The 17,666-nt window shown below is 67.6% G+C and carries 16 protein-coding genes and 1 pseudogene; 3 read left to right on the top strand and 14 right to left on the bottom strand.

Translation table 11 applies throughout. The annotated features are described in order from the left end of the window. Nucleotides 1–2: 2 nt before the first annotated feature. Nucleotides 3–857 carry a DUF6279 family lipoprotein gene (locus EJP67_RS08730; protein WP_126021330.1) on the bottom strand — a complete coding sequence of 285 codons (855 nt, stop codon included), beginning with the start codon at nt 855–857 and terminating at the stop codon, nt 3–5. Between the two features lie 40 nt (nt 858–897). Here EJP67_RS08730 and glmU point away from each other — a divergent pair, with 40 nt between their 5' ends. Next, complete coding sequence (glmU, locus tag EJP67_RS08725; protein ID WP_126021329.1) at nt 898–2,340, top strand: bifunctional UDP-N-acetylglucosamine diphosphorylase/glucosamine-1-phosphate N-acetyltransferase GlmU; 1,443 nt, start codon at nt 898–900, stop codon at nt 2,338–2,340. Between the two features lie 9 nt (nt 2,341–2,349). Here glmU and EJP67_RS08720 read toward each other — a convergent pair whose 3' ends face one another. Next, on the bottom strand, nt 2,350–2,841 hold the full coding sequence (locus tag EJP67_RS08720; protein WP_126021328.1) for an Lrp/AsnC family transcriptional regulator: 492 nt from the start codon (nt 2,839–2,841) through the stop codon (nt 2,350–2,352). Nucleotides 2,842–2,979: 138 nt separating this feature from the next. Here EJP67_RS08720 and glmS point away from each other — a divergent pair, with 138 nt between their 5' ends. Further along, nucleotides 2,980–4,860, top strand: a complete 1,881-nt coding sequence (glmS, locus tag EJP67_RS08715; RefSeq protein WP_126021327.1) for a glutamine--fructose-6-phosphate transaminase (isomerizing) — start codon at nt 2,980–2,982, stop codon at nt 4,858–4,860. A gap of 149 nt (nt 4,861–5,009) precedes the next feature. Here glmS and EJP67_RS08710 read toward each other — a convergent pair whose 3' ends face one another. Genes EJP67_RS08710 through EJP67_RS08685 form a run of 6 tightly spaced genes read right to left on the bottom strand, consistent with a single transcriptional unit; the run spans nt 5,010 to nt 10,558 of the window. Next, complete coding sequence (locus EJP67_RS08710; protein ID WP_126021326.1) at nt 5,010–6,023, bottom strand: transketolase family protein; 1,014 nt, start codon at nt 6,021–6,023, stop codon at nt 5,010–5,012. Beyond that, nucleotides 6,020–6,898: a transketolase gene (locus EJP67_RS08705; protein ID WP_126021325.1), complete on the bottom strand. Its 879-nt coding sequence runs from the start codon at nt 6,896–6,898 to the stop codon at nt 6,020–6,022. Before EJP67_RS08705 ends, EJP67_RS08710 begins: the two co-directional genes overlap by 4 nt. A gap of 39 nt (nt 6,899–6,937) precedes the next feature. Then, entirely contained in the window at nt 6,938–8,197 is a 1,260-nt protein-coding gene (locus EJP67_RS08700) for a TRAP transporter large permease (RefSeq protein WP_126021324.1), read from the bottom strand. A gap of 24 nt (nt 8,198–8,221) precedes the next feature. Next, the gene (locus EJP67_RS08695; RefSeq protein WP_126021323.1) at nt 8,222–8,752 is read right to left on the bottom strand and encodes a TRAP transporter small permease; all 531 of its coding nucleotides are present in this window, start codon (nt 8,750–8,752) and stop codon (nt 8,222–8,224) included. Nucleotides 8,753–8,778: 26 nt separating this feature from the next. Next, a complete protein-coding gene (locus EJP67_RS08690) occupies nt 8,779–9,768 on the bottom strand; it encodes a TRAP transporter substrate-binding protein (RefSeq protein ID WP_126021322.1) in 990 nt (329 codons plus the stop codon). Nucleotides 9,769–9,808: 40 nt separating this feature from the next. After that, entirely contained in the window at nt 9,809–10,558 is a 750-nt protein-coding gene (locus EJP67_RS08685; protein WP_126021321.1) for an SDR family NAD(P)-dependent oxidoreductase, read from the bottom strand. A 158-nt stretch (nt 10,559–10,716) separates the two neighbouring features. Here EJP67_RS08685 and EJP67_RS08680 point away from each other — a divergent pair, with 158 nt between their 5' ends. Beyond that, nucleotides 10,717–11,616 carry a LysR substrate-binding domain-containing protein gene (locus EJP67_RS08680; RefSeq protein ID WP_126021320.1) on the top strand — a complete coding sequence of 300 codons (900 nt, stop codon included), beginning with the start codon at nt 10,717–10,719 and terminating at the stop codon, nt 11,614–11,616. A gap of 206 nt (nt 11,617–11,822) precedes the next feature. Here EJP67_RS08680 and EJP67_RS33895 read toward each other — a convergent pair. The 6 genes and pseudogenes from EJP67_RS33895 to EJP67_RS08645 all read right to left on the bottom strand — a co-directional run. Further along, a pseudogene (locus tag EJP67_RS33895) lies at nt 11,823–12,022 on the bottom strand (IS5/IS1182 family transposase); the annotation flags it as partial. A 210-nt stretch (nt 12,023–12,232) separates the two neighbouring features. After that, nucleotides 12,233–12,895 (bottom strand): aspartate/glutamate racemase family protein, encoded by a 663-nt coding sequence (locus EJP67_RS08665; RefSeq protein WP_126021319.1) that lies wholly within the window; start codon nt 12,893–12,895, stop codon nt 12,233–12,235. A 7-nt stretch (nt 12,896–12,902) separates the two neighbouring features. After that, nucleotides 12,903–14,060 (bottom strand): MFS transporter, encoded by a 1,158-nt coding sequence (locus tag EJP67_RS08660; RefSeq protein ID WP_240650567.1) that lies wholly within the window; start codon nt 14,058–14,060, stop codon nt 12,903–12,905. 11 nt (nt 14,061–14,071) lie between these two features. Then, nucleotides 14,072–15,397: an NAD(P)/FAD-dependent oxidoreductase gene (locus EJP67_RS08655; protein ID WP_126021318.1), complete on the bottom strand. Its 1,326-nt coding sequence runs from the start codon at nt 15,395–15,397 to the stop codon at nt 14,072–14,074. A 263-nt stretch (nt 15,398–15,660) separates the two neighbouring features. Continuing rightward, nucleotides 15,661–16,641, bottom strand: coding sequence for a threonine ammonia-lyase (locus EJP67_RS08650; RefSeq protein ID WP_240650566.1), 981 nt, complete (start codon nt 16,639–16,641; stop codon nt 15,661–15,663). Next, on the bottom strand, nt 16,638–17,633 hold the full coding sequence (locus EJP67_RS08645) for an ornithine cyclodeaminase family protein (protein WP_126021317.1): 996 nt from the start codon (nt 17,631–17,633) through the stop codon (nt 16,638–16,640). The genes EJP67_RS08650 and EJP67_RS08645 overlap by 4 nt, the downstream gene beginning before the upstream one ends. Nucleotides 17,634–17,666 lie beyond the last annotated feature (33 nt).

Below are 17,666 nucleotides of genomic sequence, written 5' to 3'. Positions count from 1 at the left end.
CTTCAGCGCGCCGCCACCAGCTGGCGCAGATCGTCCTGGTAGGCCTGCAGCCGGCGCACCGCCTGCGCGCGCTGGCTGGCGCTGGTGCCGTTGTGCATGGCCGCGGTGTTGCGGCAGCCCTCCTGCAGCAGGGCCCGCTGCTGGTCGCGCCAGGGGCCGGGCGGCGGCTCGGCGATGCGCTGGATGTAGTCGTGCAGCGCGGCGCGCGCCTCGGCGGGCGAAGGCTTGCCGGCGGCGAAGCTACGCAGCAGCCTGAGCGCTTCCTGTTGGCGCTTGCGGCGCTCGGCGTCCGCGAGCTTCGGGTCGAACACCGACTGCGCGACCTGCTGCTTCAGCAGCTCGCGCTGCTCGGCGCTCAGGCGGCCGTAGAAGTCCTCGGTGCGCTCCAGGAACTGGTCGTAGCGCTTCTCGTGCACCTGCGCGGGCGTGCGGTCGAGCCAGTCCTTGCGGTATTCGGCGTTGTTCTTGGCGTACTTGCGCTCCAGCTGCTGCAGCTGGGCCTCGCTCAGGCTCAGAGCCAGCTCGGTGCCGGCGGGCTCGGCGCGCTCGGTCACGGCCAGCAGGCGTTCGCGGATGCGGTCGGACATGGCACAGACCTGTTCGGGCGTCACCTCGCCCGGGGCCATCGTCTCGGCCTCCTTGAGCAGCGATGCGATGCGCGGCAGCTCGTTCTGCCGGTGCCAGGCCAGCAGCCGGGCGAGCTCGTCGCGCACCTTCGGGGTCTGGGCACCGTCGAAATCGAGGTAGCCGTCGAGCCACCAGTAGCTCACCGTGGGCAGGTTGTTGTAGGCCAGCTGGATGGCGCTGCAGGCGCCCAGGGTGGTGGCCACGAGCAGCGCGCCGATAATTCGGCTCATTGCCGAGCAAGTCGCGCAACGAATCCTGGAAGAGAAACGCATGAATCAGCCTCCGCAACAGAACAGCGACCACGGACCGATCGACGTCGTCATCATGGCCGCCGGCAAGGGTACCCGCATGAAGAGCAGGCTGCCGAAGGTGCTGCACCGGCTGGGCGGCCGCGCCCTGCTGGCGCACGTGGCGGGCACCGCCGCGCGCATCGGGGCGCGCGACGTGGTGGTGGTCACCGGCCACGGCGCCGACCAGGTCGAGGCCTCGATGGCCGGCGGCATCGGCGATGCCAGCCTGCGCTTCGCGCGCCAGGAGCCGCAGCTGGGCACCGGCCACGCGGTGCAGCAGGCCGCGCCGCTGCTGGCGGACGACGGCACGGTGGTGGTGCTCTCGGGCGACGTGCCTCTCATCGGCGAAGAAACCCTGCGTGCCCTCGTCGCGGCCAGTGCCGGCGGCAAGCTGGCGCTGCTGACCATCGAGTTCGACGACCCCACGGGCTATGGCCGGGTCATCCGCGCGGCCGGCAGCGGCGGGCTTCAGGGCGAGGCGCAGGCCGTGGTCGAGCACAAGGACGCCACCGAGGCCCAGCGCGCGGTGCGCGAGATCTACAGCGGCGTGATGGCCGTGCCCGCGCGCCTGCTCAAGGGCTGGCTCGGCCGGCTGGACAACCGCAATGCCCAGGGCGAGTACTACCTGACCGACGTCGTGAAGCTCGCGGCCGCCGACGGCGTGCCCGTGGTCGCGCACATCACCACCGACGCGCTGCAGGTGGCCGGCATCAACAGCCCCGCACAGCTCGCGGCGCTGGAGCGCGCATGGCAGCTGCGCCAGGCGAACGCGCTGATGGAGCAGGGCGTGCGCCTGGCCGACCCGGCGCGCTTCGACCTGCGCGGCACGCTCGAATGCGCGGGCGACGTGGAGATCGACGTCAACTGCGTCTTCGAGGGCGCGGTGTCGCTGGGCGAGGGCGTGCGCATCGGCGCGAACTGCGTGATCGCCAATGCGCGCATCGAGGCCGGCGCGGTGATCCATCCCTTCACCCACATCGAGGGCGAGAAGTCCGGCGTCACCGTCGGCGCGGGTGCGCTGATCGGCCCCTTCGCGCGCCTGCGGCCCGGCGCGCAGCTGGGCGCCGAGGTGCACATCGGCAACTTCGTCGAAGTGAAGAACTCCACGCTGGCCGCCGGCGCCAAGGCCAACCACCTGGCCTACCTGGGCGACGCCACCGTGGGCGAGCGCGTGAACTACGGCGCGGGCAGCATCACCGCCAACTACGACGGCGCCAACAAGCACCGCACCGTGATCGGCGACGACGTGCACGTGGGCAGCAACTGCGTGCTGGTGGCGCCCATCACCATCGGCGCGGGCGGCACCATCGGCGGCGGCTCGACCATCAACAAGTCGACCGAGCCGGGCGCGCTCACCGTGGCGCGCAGCAAGGCGGTGAGCTTCCCGAACTGGAAGCGTCCCCAGAAGAAGCCGAAGGCCTGACGACGGCCTTCAGGCCCCCGATGCCAGCGGCATCCGGGGCTCGAACTTCGCGCGCTTCAGGCTGAAGAAGGCCTTGACGTTGCGCACGTTCGCATCGGCCGTGAACAGGCGCTGCGTGAGCGCGCCGTAGTCCGGCATGTCGCGCGACGCCACCACCAGGATGAAGTCCGGACCGGGCGACACGCGCCAGCACTGCTGGACCGCGTCGTCGGCGATCACGCGCGTCTCGAAGGCGTCGAGCGAGGCGGCGTCCTGCCGGTCGAGCGAGATCTCGATCACCGCCTGCAGGCCGTGGCCCAGCACCGCGGCGAGCCGGTCGGGCGACAGCAGCGCCACCTGGCGCTCGATGAGGCCGACGTCGCGCAGCCGCTGCACGCGGCGCAGGCAGGTGGGCGGTGAGATGCCCACGTCGGCGGCCAGGCGCTGGTTGGTCTGGGAGGCGTCGCGCTGCAGGGCGTCGAGCAGGCGGAGGTCGGTTGAATCGAGGGAAATTGATTCCATATTCAATGAAATTATGGAATAAAACTCCAATCATCCGAAATGGAGAAATAAAAGTACGAAATCAATTGAATTTTGAATGCATATTTCTTCCATGCCTTCCTACCATCGAACCTCTTCTCCATTCAAAGGCAGCTCACCATGTGCGGCATCGTCGGGGCAGCGTCCCATCGCAACATCGTTCCGGTCCTCGTGCAGGGCCTCCAGCGGCTCGAGTACCGCGGCTATGACTCCTGTGGCGTCGCGGTGCATGCCGGCGGCCTGACGCGGGCGCGCACCACCTCGCGCGTGGCCGACCTCGTGGCGCAGGTGCGCGACGACAAGGTCGAGGGCCTCACCGGCATCGCCCACACCCGCTGGGCCACGCACGGCGCGCCGGCGGTGCACAACGCGCATCCGCACTTCAGCCACGGCCCGGGCGCCGACGCGCAGGCCGCGCGGCCGGGCCGCATCGCGCTGGTGCACAACGGCATCATCGAAAACCACGAGAGCCTGCGCGCCGCGCTCGAGGCCAAGGGCTACGCCTTCGAGAGCCAGACCGACACCGAGGTCATCGCCCACCTCGTCGACAGCCTCTACGACGGCGACCTGTTCGAGGCCGTGAAGGCCGCCGTGCTGCAGCTGCACGGCGCCTACGCCATCGCCGTGATCTGCCGCGACGAGCCGCAGCGCGTGGTCGGCGCGCGCGCGGGTTCGCCGCTGATCCTGGGCGCGGGCAAGGACGGCGCCGAGAACTTCCTGGCCAGCGACGCGATGGCCCTTGCCGGCGTGACCGACCAGATCGTCTACCTGGAAGAGGGCGACGTGGTCGACCTGCAGCCCGGCAAGTACTGGATCGTCGACAGGAACCACAAGCCCGTCACTCGCCAGGTGCGCACCGTGCTCGCCCACAGCGGCGCGGCCGAACTGGGCCCGTACCGCCACTACATGCAGAAGGAAATCTTCGAGCAGCCGCGCGCCATCGGCGACACGCTCGAGGGCGTGGAAGGCATCGTGCCCGAGCTGTTCGACGGCATCGGCCAAGACGGTGCCACCGGAGCGAGCGCGCACCGCGTGTTCCAGGACATCGACAAGATCCTGATCCTCGCCTGCGGCACCAGCTACTACAGCGGCTGCACCGCCAAGTACTGGCTGGAGGGCATCGCGAAGATCTCCACGCAGGTCGAGATCGCGAGCGAGTACCGCTATCGCGAATCCGTGCCCGACCCGAAGACGCTGGTCGTCACCATCAGCCAGTCGGGCGAAACGGCCGACACGCTGGCCGCGCTCAAGCACGCTCGCTCGCTGGGCATGGAGCAGACGCTGACCATCTGCAACGTCGCCACCAGCGCGATGGTGCGCGAGTGCAAGCTGGCGTACATCACGCGTGCCGGCGTGGAGATCGGCGTGGCCTCGACCAAGGCCTTCACCACGCAACTGGCGGGGCTCTTCCTGCTCACGCTGGCCATCGCGCAGGCCAAGGGCCGGCTGAGCGATGCCGAGGAGGCGCGCTACCTGAAGGAAATGCGCCACCTGCCCGTCGCGCTGCAGTCGGTGCTCGCGCTGGAGCCGCAGATCATCGGCTGGGCCGAAGACTTCGCGCGCAAGGACAACGCGCTCTTCCTCGGCCGCGGACTGCACTACCCGATCGCGCTGGAAGGCGCGCTCAAGCTCAAGGAAGTGACCTACATCCACGCCGAGGCCTACGCCGCCGGCGAACTCAAGCACGGCCCGCTCGCGCTGGTGACCAGCGAGATGCCCGTGGTGGCCGTGGCCCCCAACGACGCGCTGCTCGAGAAGCTCAAGAGCAACCTGCAGGAAGTGCGCGCCCGCGGCGGCGTGCTCTATGTGCTGGCCGACGGCGACACGAAGATCAGGAGCGGCGAAGGCCTGCACGTGATCCGCATGCCCGAGCACTACGGCGCGCTCTCGCCGATCCTGCACGTGGTGCCGCTGCAGCTGCTGGCGTATCACACGGCCTGCGCGCGGGGGACCGACGTGGACAAGCCGCGCAATCTTGCGAAGAGTGTGACGGTGGAGTGAGGCTGGGGGTGGCTGGTGGAAGGGCGTTCAACGCAGCTGGCGCTGACCGCTCCTCGAGAAATGACGCGGTCTGCGTAGTCACTCGGTGAAAACGACCGGCGCCGCACCGATGGCGCCAAAGCGCGGGCCCGAAGCCGTTCGAACGCCCCTCAGCCCAGCCAGCCGCGGATGCGCCGCCCCAGTACTTCCCGGCTGATGCCGTAGCGATCGTGCAGGGTTGGCAACGCACCCGCATCGAGGAAGGCGTCGGGCAGGCCGGCGAGTTCGAAGCGGGCGGGCTGCACACGGTGACGCAGCAGCGCCGACGCCACCGCCTCGCCGAGGCCACCGACCACCGAATGGTTCTCGGCGACGACCACGAGACGCGGCGCCGCGCCGACGGCGGCGACGATGGCGGCTTCATCGAGGGGCTTGATGGTCGGGCAGTGCAGCACGGCCACACCGACGCGGTCGGCGGCCAGGTCCTGCGCCACTTCCAGCGCACGCATGGTGAGGATGCCGCTGGAGATGACCAGCACGTCTGCGCCCTCGCGCAGCATCCTGGCCTTGCCGAGCTCGAAGCGGTAGCCCTCGATCTCGTCCAGAACCAGCGGCACCTGGCCGCGCAGCAGGCGCATGTAGACCGGCCCGGGGTGCTGTGCGATCTGCGGCACGGCCTGCTCGATGTCCAGGGCGTCGCACGGATCCACGATGGTCAGGCCGGGCACGCCGCGCATCATGGCGATGTCTTCGGTGGCCTGGTGGCTGGGCCCGTAGCCGGTGGTGAGGCCCGGCAGCGCGCAGCAGATCTTGACGTTGAGGTTTTCCTCGGCGATCACCTGGTGGATGAAGTCGTAGGCGCGCCGGGTGCCGAAGACGGCATAGGTGGTCGCGAAGGGCACGAGCCCCTCCTTGGCCAGTCCGCCGGCGGCTCCCATGAGCAGTTGCTCGGCCATGCCCATCTGGAAGAAGCGCTCGGGATAGGCCTGGGCGAAAAGATGCAGGTCCGTGTATTTGGCGAGGTCGGCCGTCAGGCCCACGACCTCGGGCCGATCGGCGGCGTACTCCACCAGGGCCTTGCCGAAGGGGGCCGCCTTGACACGCTGGCCTTCGGAGGCGATGGAGGCGATCATGGCCGACGTCGTCAGCCGGGGCTTTGCTTTCTCTGCGATGGCTTGGCTCATGCCAGGGCTCCTTCGGTGGATGGTTCGGGGCGGCTCGCGTCGAGGATGGCCAGCGCCTGCTGCCATTCGGGCGGGTCGACGCGGATGAAGTGGTTCTTTTCGCGCTGCTCCAGAAAAGGCACGCCCTTGCCCATCAGCGTGTCGAACAGGATCACGCGCGGCTTGGCCTCGCGCAGGCCGCGGGCTGTGTCGAAGGCGCTCAGCACGGCCGGCAGGTCGTTGCCGTCCACACGCTGGACGTGCCAGCCGAACGCCGCCCATTTGTCGGCCAGGGGTTCGAAGCCCAGTACCTTGCTCGAAGGGCCGTCGGCCTGCTGATTGTTGATGTCGACCAGGCAGACCAGGTTGTCCAGCCGGTGATGAGCGGCGGCCATGGCGGCCTCCCAGGTCGACCCTTCGTCGAGCTCGCCGTCGGACATCGAGTTGTAGACGAAGGCCGGATTCTTCTTCTGCTTGAGGCCCAGCGCCATGCCGACGGCAATGACCAGTCCCTGGCCCAGCGAGCCGCCGGAGATCTCCATGCCGGGCGTGTACGCGGCCATGCCGGACATGGGCAGGCGGCTGTCGTCGCCACCGTAGGTCTCGAGTTCGCTCTCGTCGATCACGCCGGCCTCGATGAGCGCCGCATAGTGGGCAATCGCGTAGTGACCATGCGAGAGCAGGAAGCGGTCGCGGCCTTCCCATTCGGGCTCGCGGGGACGCAGGGTGAGGGCGTGGCGGTAAGCCACGGCCAGCACGTCGGCCCAGCCCAGGGCCTGGCCGATGTAGCCCTGTCCCTGCACTTCGCCCATGCGCAGGGCGTAACGGCGGATGCGCCAGGCAGCCTGTGCCAGCGCTTGCGTGGCCGTTGAAGGCAACGCCGCGGAATCGGTCATGAATTTCTCCTAGAAGACACGGGGGATGGGGGATCTGGGTCACTTCAGGATGAAGGACGGGAAATACGACACGAGGGCCAGGACGCCAAAGGCGACGAGGTAGAACGGGCCCAGTTCGCGCACGGTCTGCCCGACCTTGACCTTGGCCAGCGCGCTGGTGATGAACAGCGTGGTGCCCACCGGCGGCGTGTACAGGCCGATGGCGAGGTTGACGACCATCATGATCCCGAGCTGGGTCATGTCCATGCCGATGGAATTCGCCAGCGGAACGAACACCGGCGTCAGCAGCAGGATGGCCGCAGGCAGGTCGATGAACATGCCGAGGAAGAGCATGAGCAGGTTCATCAGCAGGATCACGAGCACCTTCGCATGCACGTTCTGCTGCACCCACTGCGCGATGCCCTGGGGCATCTGGTCGAAGGTGAGCAGCCAGCCGATGGCGGCGGAGGCCATGATCACCAGCAGCACCACGCCGGTTGCCAAGCCTGCGTGCACCACCGCGTCGTTCAGGCGCTTCCAGCCCAGGTCGCGATAGATCACCGCCGACACGACGCCCGCATACAGGGTCGACAGAACGGCCACCTCGGTCGGCGTCGCGATGCCGAAGCGCAGGAAGATGATGATGAGCACGGGCAACAGCACCGCGGGCGAGGCGTAAGCCAGATGCCTGCGGAATGCGATGCCGTCGAAGGGCGCGGTCTCGCGCGGGAAGTTGCGGCGCCGGCCCACCCACCAGCACATGAACATGAAGCCGCCGCACATCAGCAGGCCGGGCAGCACGCCGGCGACGAACAGGTCGGCGATCGACGCGTTGGCTGTCAACGCGAAGAGGATCATCGGGATCGACGGCGGGATCAGGATGTCGATGGTGGCGGCCGCCGCCAGCGTGGCCGCCGAGAAGGCCGCGGGGTACCCCAGGCGCTTGTGCCAGGGGATCATGAGCGAGCCGATGGCCGAGGCATCCGCCACCGCCGAGCCCGACACGCCGCCGAACAGCGTGGAGGACAGAACGCCGACCTGGGCGGGGCCGCCGTGGAAGCGCCCCAGCAGCGTGGACAGCACGCCGACCAGCGCTTCGCCCAGCTTGCCGCCCATCATGAGGCTGCCGGTGAGCATGAAGAAAGGGATGGCGATCAGTGGGAAGCTCTGCACCTGCGCGACCATCTGCTGCACCAGCAGGTCGAGAGGCACCTTGTCCGAACTGGCCGCCGCGGCCATGGCTGCCACGAGCAGCGCATGAGCGATGGGCATGGCCGCCACGGCGGCCACCATGAACACGAGAAGAATCAGGGCACTCATGTCGGGTCCTTGTCGTGTTGCGCTTTACCAGTGGGCGGCCGGGACGACCGGCTCCGCGTCGGCTGAAGGCGGCAGCGGCGTGCTGCGCCACGTCTTGACGCCCGATTGCAGGGCCAGCGCCGCGAGCAGGGCCATGCCCCCCATCACGCAGCCATAGGTGACCGAGCCCGGCACTTGCAGGATCGGCGACTTCTCGTCGTGCACGATTTCCAGCATGCGGAAGGTGGCGACCGACAGCGTGCCGTACATCGCCGCCACGACGAGCCAGGCGAACGTGGCAACCACACGGCGTGCGCCAGCAGGCAGCGCGTCCATCAAGAACGTGGTGGCGATGTGCGCGCCCTGCTGCGCGGCGATGACGACGCCGGCCATGACGAGCCAGGGAAACAGCAGCTCGGGCACCTCGTTGGCCCACTCCAGGCTGGAGCCGGTGGCATAGCGCAGCACCGTGTTGACCACGAGGATCAGGAAGATGACGGAGGTCGACAGCCAGAGCACCGCGCGGCAGATGCCGGCGATGACGCCATCGATCCAGCCGTTAGGGGCGTGGACCATGGGGATCTCCTTGGCGTGGCTATCGGTCAGAGCGCCTGGGCGGCCGCAACGACCTTCTTGACGTAGGCACCGATGGGGCCGCTTGCCCACTTGGTGACGACTTCCGCCGTGGCCTTGGCAAAGGGTGCCGGCGCAGGGGTGGTCACCTGTACGCCCTTGGCCTTGAGGTCGGCCAGCAGCTTCTCGTCGGCGTCCTGCGACAGCTTGCGCTGCAGCGCGGTGGCTTCGGTCGAGGCCTCCAGCACGATCCTGCGGTCTGCTTCCGACAGCTTGTCCCAGCTGCGCTTGCTCATCAGGAATGGCGTCATCTGGAACTGGTGATTCGTCATGGCCAGGTGCTTCTGCACTTCGTAGAGCTTGCTGGCGTGGAAATTCACGAGCGGGTTCTCCTGCCCATCGACCACTCCCTGCTGCAGGGCCACGTACAGCTCGGCGAACTTGATCTGCTGAGCCTCGGCGCCGAGCGCCTTCATGATGTCGACCAGGGTCGCATCCGGCGGCACGCGCATCTTCAGGCCCTTGAGGTCCTCGGGGCCGTTGATCGGGCGCTTGCTGTTGGTCATCTGCCGGATGCCGTTGTCCCAGGTACCCAGCAGCACCATGCCTTTTTCGGCCGAACGGTCGGCCAGCTCCTTGCCGAGCGGGCCGTCGAGCACCTTGAAGGCAGCCGCCGGGCTGGCGAACAGGAAGGGCATGCCGTAAGCGGCGTACTCGGGCACCGCATTGGCCACCGCACCCTGCGAGTTCGCGCTGATGTCGAGAGCACCGGTGCGCAGTGCGGTGACCATGGCAGCGTCGTCGCCCAATTGGCCGGAAGGTGCGACCTGCACCTCGATGCGGCCGCCCGACCTGGCCTTGACGACCTCGGCGAACTTCACGGCCGCTTCATGCCGCGGATTGCCGATCGCGGCGCCGTGGCCGAGCGTGAGCTTGACTGTCTGTGCGGCGGCGCCCGCAGCGCAGAGCAGGCCGAGGGAGGTGGCAAGCACGCTGCGGATGAAATGTTGGCGGTTCATGCGATGTCTCCTGGATTTTGTTGATGGAGTGAGGTGTCAGTCAGTGAATCAGCATGCCGCCGTTCACATCGAGGGTGATGCCCGTGCAGTAGGCGGCCAGGTCGCTGGCCAGGAAGACGCAGGCGCCGGCTACGTCCTTGGCCTGGCCCAGACGGGCCAAGGGAATGGTGTCCTCGATTTCCTTCTTGCGGTCCGGGCTCAGCTTGCCCTGCGTGATGTCGGTCTCGATCAAGCCGGGGGTGATGCAGTTGACGCGGATGCCTTCGACGCCGAACTCACGCGCCATCGCACGCGCCAGGCCGAGCACGCCCGCCTTAGCGGCCGAGTAGTGCGGCCCCCCGAAGATGCCGCCGCCGCGCTGCGCCGACACGGACGAGATGCAGACGATCGAACCGCCCTGTGCGCCGCGCATGGCGGGCAGCACTGCCTGCGACATGTAGAGCGTGCCGCGCAGGCTGACGTCCAGGATCCGGTCATAGTCGGCCCCCGTGATGTCCAGGGTCTTCACCGGCTGGGTGATGCCGGCATTGTTGATGAGGACATCGATGCGCCCGAAGGCCGCGACCGTTGCGGCTGCCGCTGCGATGCAGGCGTTCTTGTCGGTCACGTCGCCGACCACACCGAGGTGGCCTTCGCCCAGGCGAGCTGCAGCCGCCTGCGGTTCCGCCCGTTCGAGGTCCATGATGACCACGCGCGCGCCCTGCGCGGCCATTTCTCGCGCAGTGGCGAAGCCCAGTCCGTTGATGCCGGCACCGCCGGTGATCAGCGCGACCTTGTCCTTGAGCAGCATGTCTTCGATCTCCTGAGTTCTGAGTAAGGGGTCCGCAGCGGCCGTAGGTGGCGCGCCTCTCGGGACGGAGCGAATGGTCAATCGGGCTGAAGATGAAGACAAGCGATATCTCGTCAAGCTAGGATGAAGGATGTTCATCTGAGCGCGGGGGAAACCCGATGTCGTCGATCCCAGCCATTGCCAACCTCCTCGCATTCGAGAGCGTCGCGCGACGACGCAGCTTTGCGCTCGCCGCCGCGGAACTGCACCTGACGCCTTCTGCGGTCAGCCACCAGATCGCACGCCTGGAGTCGGACCTTGGCGTGCGCCTGTTTGAGCGCAGCGCGCATGGGGTGCGCCTGAGCTATGCGGGGACTCGCTACCTCGATCGCGTAGGCGGCGCGTTGTCGGCCATCTCCACGGCCACCGAAGACCTGCGCGAAGGAGTCGGCAACAGCCTGTACGTCCATTGCGCGCCCAGCATCGCTAGCCTGTGGCTCATGCCGCGCCTGCGCCGCTTCGCACAGGCGCACCCCGACATCTCGCTGAACCTGTCGGCCGCCCACACGCAGAGCGACTTCGCGCTGGGCCAGGCCGACATCGACATCCGCTATGGCGTGCCGCAATGGGGCAACCTGGTGGTCGAGCCGCTGTTCGAGGAACGCATCGTGCCGCTCGCGAGCCCGGAGTTCGTCCGCGAGCGTCGCCTGTCCAGGATCGATCAACTCCTGGACATGCCCTTGATCCAAAGCAACGTCAGCATCGTCCAATGGTCGGACTGGCTGCAGGCGTTTTCAGACAAGCGCGCCCCGGAGCGCTACGCCTTGCGTTTCGACCGCGCCCAAATGTCGCTGGACGCGGCAACGCAAGGGCTGGGTATCGCGCTGGAGAGCGACGTCAATGCCGCAGGTCACCTCGCCGAGCGCAAGCTCAAGCCGGTGTTCGGCCTGGACAAGGCGATCAGGGTCAAGGCACATTTTCTGGTCTATCCCCAGCGCCACGCCGGGCGTCCGGCGGTGGAGGCGTTTCTGGCGTGGGTGCATTCCGAAGCCGCGAGGCAGCGGGTGCGGCGCGCCTGAGTGGCGAGGCCGCGCCCGCAGCAACGCTCGCCTCCGCCTGCAAGGCCTCGAGGCCGCCGGCGACCGGTCCGAGATGCGCAACCCGTGATGCGACTGACAGGAGGCGCCTCGGAAGCCAGCCGCAGGTTGGTCCAGTAGGCTTGAACGTGGGGCCGGGGCTGGTCGAGGCTGCGAATTCTGGTGCAAGCATTTGACAGAGTAGGCGAGAGTAGATCGCACGGTGAACGAAGGCTCGGCTCAGTTGCCGCCCGCAGGAAGTCGTCCCGCGCACCACAGAGTCCGCGAAGCCGGAGCCGATCCATTTTCATGATGCGTTGAGGTGTGCGAACAGCATCTCGACCTTCTTCCTGTCCCTGCGCGACTGGCTGTACTCCGGTGTCTTTGCGATGGACTGTGCCGTCTCGCGGGTATCGCGATCCCGAAGTCGCGCGCGGATCGCATGACAGCTCTGCTTGGATCGAGCGGCAGGCCTGTCGAGATAGTCAAATTGGCGCTCTGAGCCAGGATGACCTTGCGAACGATCACGAGATGCTGCAGCACGGTCTTGTGACGCACGACGCTCTGCATGCCGGGTGCCAGTCGCGTCAGATCCAGACGAGCCTGCGCCTCTTCGAGATCAGGCCGCCGCGGCCACGCGCGCCACGACATCGCGGACCATCCACTCCGGGCTGGCGAACACCGGCTTGCCGGTGGCTTCGGCGAGTGGCGCAGCCAAGTGGGCGAGCGAGGCCTGTGCCAGCACCAGCCGGTCGGCGCGTGCAGCGAGGGCAAGCGCCGATTCCGTCACCAGTGCATCGTGGATTTCGCGCCGGCCGGCGGAAAGCGCGTCGAATGCACCGTCGACCAGCACGCACTCGGCCTTCACCCGCGCGCCGGACGCCGCGGCATGTTCGGCCAGCAGCGAACGGCTCGGCTCCAGCGTCGAGCGCGCCGTGTACAGCAGGCCGACACGGCCATCGCAGCGGGCCGCCTCGGCGTACATCGCGTCGTCGATCTTCACGATGGGCACCGGCACCAGTGGCCGCGCCGCATCGATGGCGGGAGAGGTTGAGGAGCAGGTGAAGACGATCAGGTCCGCGCCCGCGTCGGCGGCCAGCGTGGCCAGCGTGACTATGCGCCGCGTAATGGCGGGCGACGGTCCGTCTCGCAGCAGGTCCTGCAGCACGCTTTCGTCGAGCAGGTGGAAGCAGCGCTGCTGTGGCAGCTCGGCCTGGAAGCGCGGCCGGAAACGCTCGACCAGCAGGGCCACGGTGTGGATGAAGGCGATGGAACGGATCATGGGGTTCTCAGTGATCTTTGAGGGGAAGCGCGAGACGTGCACCGGCGGCCGCCAGTACGCCCGCGGCCCAGAACACGCCGGCCGCGCCAACCAGCGAACCGGCCGCGCCCGACACCAAGGGAATGCCGACGCTGGATGCGTTGTTCACGATCACGCGCATCGCCACTGCTTCGCCATAGCGGTGCTGCGGCGCGAGCCGGTGCAGCAGGCTCATGACCATGGGCTGAGTGCTGCCGAGGCTGAAGCCCAGCAGCGCCGAGCACAGGCCCATGGCGAGCGGCGCCTGCACCAGCGGATAGACGGCGAACAGCAGCGCGGTGGCGACCATCGCGCCGAGCAGGACGGCCCATTCGCGCAACTGCGCGGCCACAAGCGGCGCCAGCAGCCGGACGGCGGCGGCGCCGATGCCGAAGGCGCCCAGGATGCTGCCGATCACCGATGCGGGCACGCCGCGCTCATGACCGAGCACGGGCACGAGGAAGGTGTGCACGTCCCAGCAGCACGACAGCAGGCCGGTCAACAGCAGCAGCCGGCGCAGGCCGGCATGGCGCCAGAGGTCCCGGACGCTGCGCTCGCTGGTGGGCGCTTCGTGCAGCGGGGACGCATGATCGACCGCCCCTCGCACGGCTAGCCAGGCCAGCAGCGGCAGTGGCGCCAGCCCCAGGAGCGCGACGCGGATTCCGGCGCTGTCGATGAGGAACCCGGCCATCAGCGGGCCCAGGACATTCGACAAGGCCAGGCCGATCGCCAGCCACGAGAACGCTTGGCGAAGCGAGGCCGCCTCGCCCGCGACTCGCGGAACATGGCGCTGGACCGCAATGATCACGACGCCGCCCGCGCCGCCGGTGAGAAGCGCGCTGGCGCACAACACCGGCAACACCGGCCACGCCGCGGCCATGGCGCAGGCCGCCGTGGCGACCACCACGGCCATCGCGACCGGCCGCTTCAGCCCGCTGCGTTCGCAGTAGCGGCCCGCGGGTAGTGCGAGAAACACCTGGCCGAGCGCGAAGAGCGCGATCAGGCCGCCCACTGCCGCCTCGCCATGCCCCAGTCGCAGCGACTGCAGCGGCATGGCCATCCGCAGGCCGGTCACGCAGGCGTTGACGAACAGCTGGGCGAGTACCAGCCTCGCCAGCTCACCGGCCGGAAGTTGAAAAGGGGACACGCGGTGGACTGCTAGAAGTCGGCGACTTGGCCCCAGGCCGACTTCGCGAAGCGCGCCGGGTTGTAGGGCGCCGGATCGAAGATTGGCGGCGCACCCGTCGCCAGGTCGGCGATCAGGTGGCCCGCGCCAGGGCCGATGCCGAAGCCGTGGCCCGAGAATCCCGCGGCCAGGATGAAGCCGGGGATCTGCGGCACCTCGCCGATGCCCGGAACGCCGTCCGGTGTGCTGTCGACAAAGCCAGCCCAGGCGTTGGCGATGCCCGCCCGGCCCAACGCCGGCAGCAGTTCGGCCGCACGATGGAAAGTCTGCTTCACCGCCGCGGCATCCGGCCTGGGGTCGAGCACACGCACCCGCTCCATGGGCGTGGGCGCATCCAGCCGCCACCTTGCCAGCGTTTCGTGGCCCCCGCGGATACCCTCCAGACCGCCTGGAAAAACGTTGCGCCAGCGCTTGGCGAACATTGGCAGGAATTGCGGCGCAAAGCGCAGCAGCTGCGCTGTCGGGTCCACGCGTCCGCGCCCGCTGATGGCGAGGTTGTAGCTGCCGTCGCTGCGCTGCGTAACGGACACGCGCGCGGTGTGCAGCGCAGCCGGCAGTCGCTCGGCCACGCATGGCACGCGCACGATGGTCTGGCGAACCGTGGCCTGGGGAAACCTGATGCCCAGCTGGCGCAGGAAGGACGAAGCCCATGCGCCGCCGGCGTAGACGGCCATGCGGGTCCTGATGGTGCCGGCCTCGGTGACCACGCCGGCGAGGCGGCCTCCCTCGCGCTCGATGCCGCGCACGGCGCAGTTCTGGTTCACCGTGCCGCCGAGTTTCATGAGCGCCGCGGCCACTGCGGGCGCTGCCTTCGACGGGTCGGCCGTGCCGTCGCTGGGCGAGAACACGCCACCCTTCCACGCGCGGCCGGTAGCCCGGCCCCGCTCGCTGGCATCGCGGCCGCTGAGCATGTGCGTCTTCACGCCGGCCGTCTTCGCGAATTCGCCCCATTTGGCCCAGCGGGCGATCTCGTCCTCGTCGTCGCTGAGGTAGAGCAGTCCGCAGCGGTTGAAGCCCGTGTCCTCGCCCGTGTCCGCTGCGAACTGCTGCCAAAGATCGAGGCTGCGGGTGGCCATGGGCAGCTCGCGTGCATCGCGGTTCTGCTGGCGGCACCATCCCCAGTTGCGGCTCGACTGCTCGGCACCGATGCGACCCTTCTCGACGAGCGCTACCGACAGGCCGCGACGGGCCATGTAGTAGGCCGTGAAGACACCGATGATCCCGCCGCCAATGACGACGGCGTCGGCATGGCGCGGCAGTGTGGAGGAGGTCTCGATGAGACGCAAGGGCTGGGCCATGGATGGATCGCTATCGTTTGTTCAGGCTGCCGTGCGTTGCACGACGTAGGGCTTGCGATGCGTGCGACGCGGCTGTCGCCGATTGCCACAGCTTAAGGGGGGTCATGAAGAGGTTGGTGCCGTTGCGTGGCCATAAACCCGCAGCATTGATCGCTATCGGCACCTCTGCCGGCACATGCTGCGGCAGTTGTGAAGCGGATCTCGGCAGATGAGGCTTTGCCGGCGCCGCTTTCCCACGGCGGACACGCCCGACCCCGGAGCGATCAATTGGCGCGCTGAAAGATTTCGGCAAGGTCGCACAGATCCCAGTTGCCGCCTGTCAACACCACACAGACCTTTTCCTCTGGCGTCACTTTGAGTCCTTTCGCCAGCAGCGCGCCAATGCCGATCGAGGCAGCCGGTTCTGCAATCAGCTTGGCGTCCTTGGCCAGCATGCGCATGCCCTCGATGATGTGTTCGTCCTCGACCAGCACGATCTCGTCGACGTACCTTTCGATGATGGGGTAGGGGTTCTGGCCTGGCACACTGATACGCAAACCGTCGGCGATCGTGTTCTTCAGCGGCAGTGAAGTGCGCTCCTTGTTGATGCGGCTATGGAAGTACTTGGGGGTCAGCGCTGGTTCCGCGCCCACCACACGCACGGAGGGTCTGGTTTCCTTGATGGCGGTGGCGATGCCGGAAATGAGACCCCCGCCCCCCATAGGGATGATGACGGTGTCCACGTCGGCCAGGTCTTCCAGGATTTCGCAGCCTATGGTTCCCTGGCCCGCCATGACCGTGGGATCCTCGAATGCGTGCACCACGGCGTAGTGGTTTTCTGCCGCGATCTCGTAAACCCGTTTCCATCGCGCCGCGGTGTCGCCGTCGAACAGAATCACCTCCGCGCCGAGCGCCCGGGTGTTCTCCACCTTGATTTTCGGGGTGGTGACGGGCACCACCAGAAGCGCCTTGACGCCCAGCATCCGCGCCGCGTAGGCCAGCCCCTGGGCATGGTTGCCTGAAGACGTGGCGATGATGCCGTTGTCAATCGCCTCGCGGGGCAGCGACAAGGTCTTGTTCAGCGCGCCGCGGATCTTGAAGGCCCCGGTGATCTGCAGCGTCTCGGGTTTGAGGTACACCTCGCACCCGAGCGTGGTCTCCATCTTCTCGGCGCGCAGCAAGGGCGTGTGACGGATGTGTGGTTTCAGTCGCTCCCGCGCTTGGTGGATGTCGCGAAGGGTGGGGTGCTCGAGCAGGGGCGTCATGATTGAATGAACTCAAAAGCCGTGCCGGTGTTGCTGGCCATGGCGTTGCGATAGATCAGGTGCGACGTCGTGTTGTCCTGGATGGCCATGCCCGTCGAGTCGAAGATCGTGATCTCGCCGTCGGACTCGCGCCCCGGCTTCTTGCCCAGCAGGACCTCGCCGATCTCGGCGTGGATGTCGTGCTTGCTGATGATGTTCTTGTGCAGCGGATGCCAGGTTTCGCCTTTCTCGACGCATTGCGCAATCGAATCGTTGACGATCTTGGCGTTCCTGAAGATCTCGGGCTCCAGCTCCTGCTTGCCTTGCGTGTCCGTGCCAATGGCGACGATATGCGTGCCAGGTCGGACCCAGGCGGCTTCCACCAGCGAACCTTTGCCGCGGGTGGTAGTGACTAGGATGTCCGCCTGCTCCACAGCGTCTTGTTTGGAGCGGGCCATCACCACCGGAATGCCGAACTCGCGCTCGATATCGGCCTTGTATTGCGCGAGCGTCTGGGGGTGGGGGCTCCAGGCATGGATGGTATCGATCGTCATCACCTCCCGGATCGCGCGGATCTGCATCCGGGCCTGATTGCCGGTCCCGATGGAGGCGATGGTCTTCGCGTCCTTGCGGGCCAGCGCCTTCACCGAAACGGCCCCGGCGGCGCCTGTTCTCAAGCCGGTGACAAGGCTGCCATCCATCACGCAAATGAGCGCGCAGGTTCTGGCGTCGAACAGGAGGATGGTTCCCATGCCGCTGGGCACGCCGTGCTCGGTGGGGTTGTTCGGGAATCCCCCGGACGAGGTCTTCATCGAGATGATCTCGTTGGCCTCGCAGTACCCTATCTTGAAGTCGATTTCGCCCCGGGGTGGTGGGAAGTGGATGCATGTGTAGGCCGGTTGAATCACCTGGCCGCTGTTGAAGGCTTTGTACGCCTGCTCCACCGTCCCAATGACTTCCTTCATGGAAATCAGGCTCCCTACATTCTCTTTGTTCAGCAACAGTGTCTTCATCGGTGTGATCTGTCCATGAATCAAGGGCTCGGG

The organism is Variovorax guangxiensis, from assembly GCF_003952165.1.
Taxonomy (GTDB): Bacteria; Pseudomonadota; Gammaproteobacteria; order Burkholderiales; family Burkholderiaceae_C; genus Variovorax; species Variovorax guangxiensis.
The sequence above is the reverse complement of the archived record's forward strand: the minus strand, read 5'-3'. Positions and strand labels throughout refer to the sequence as shown.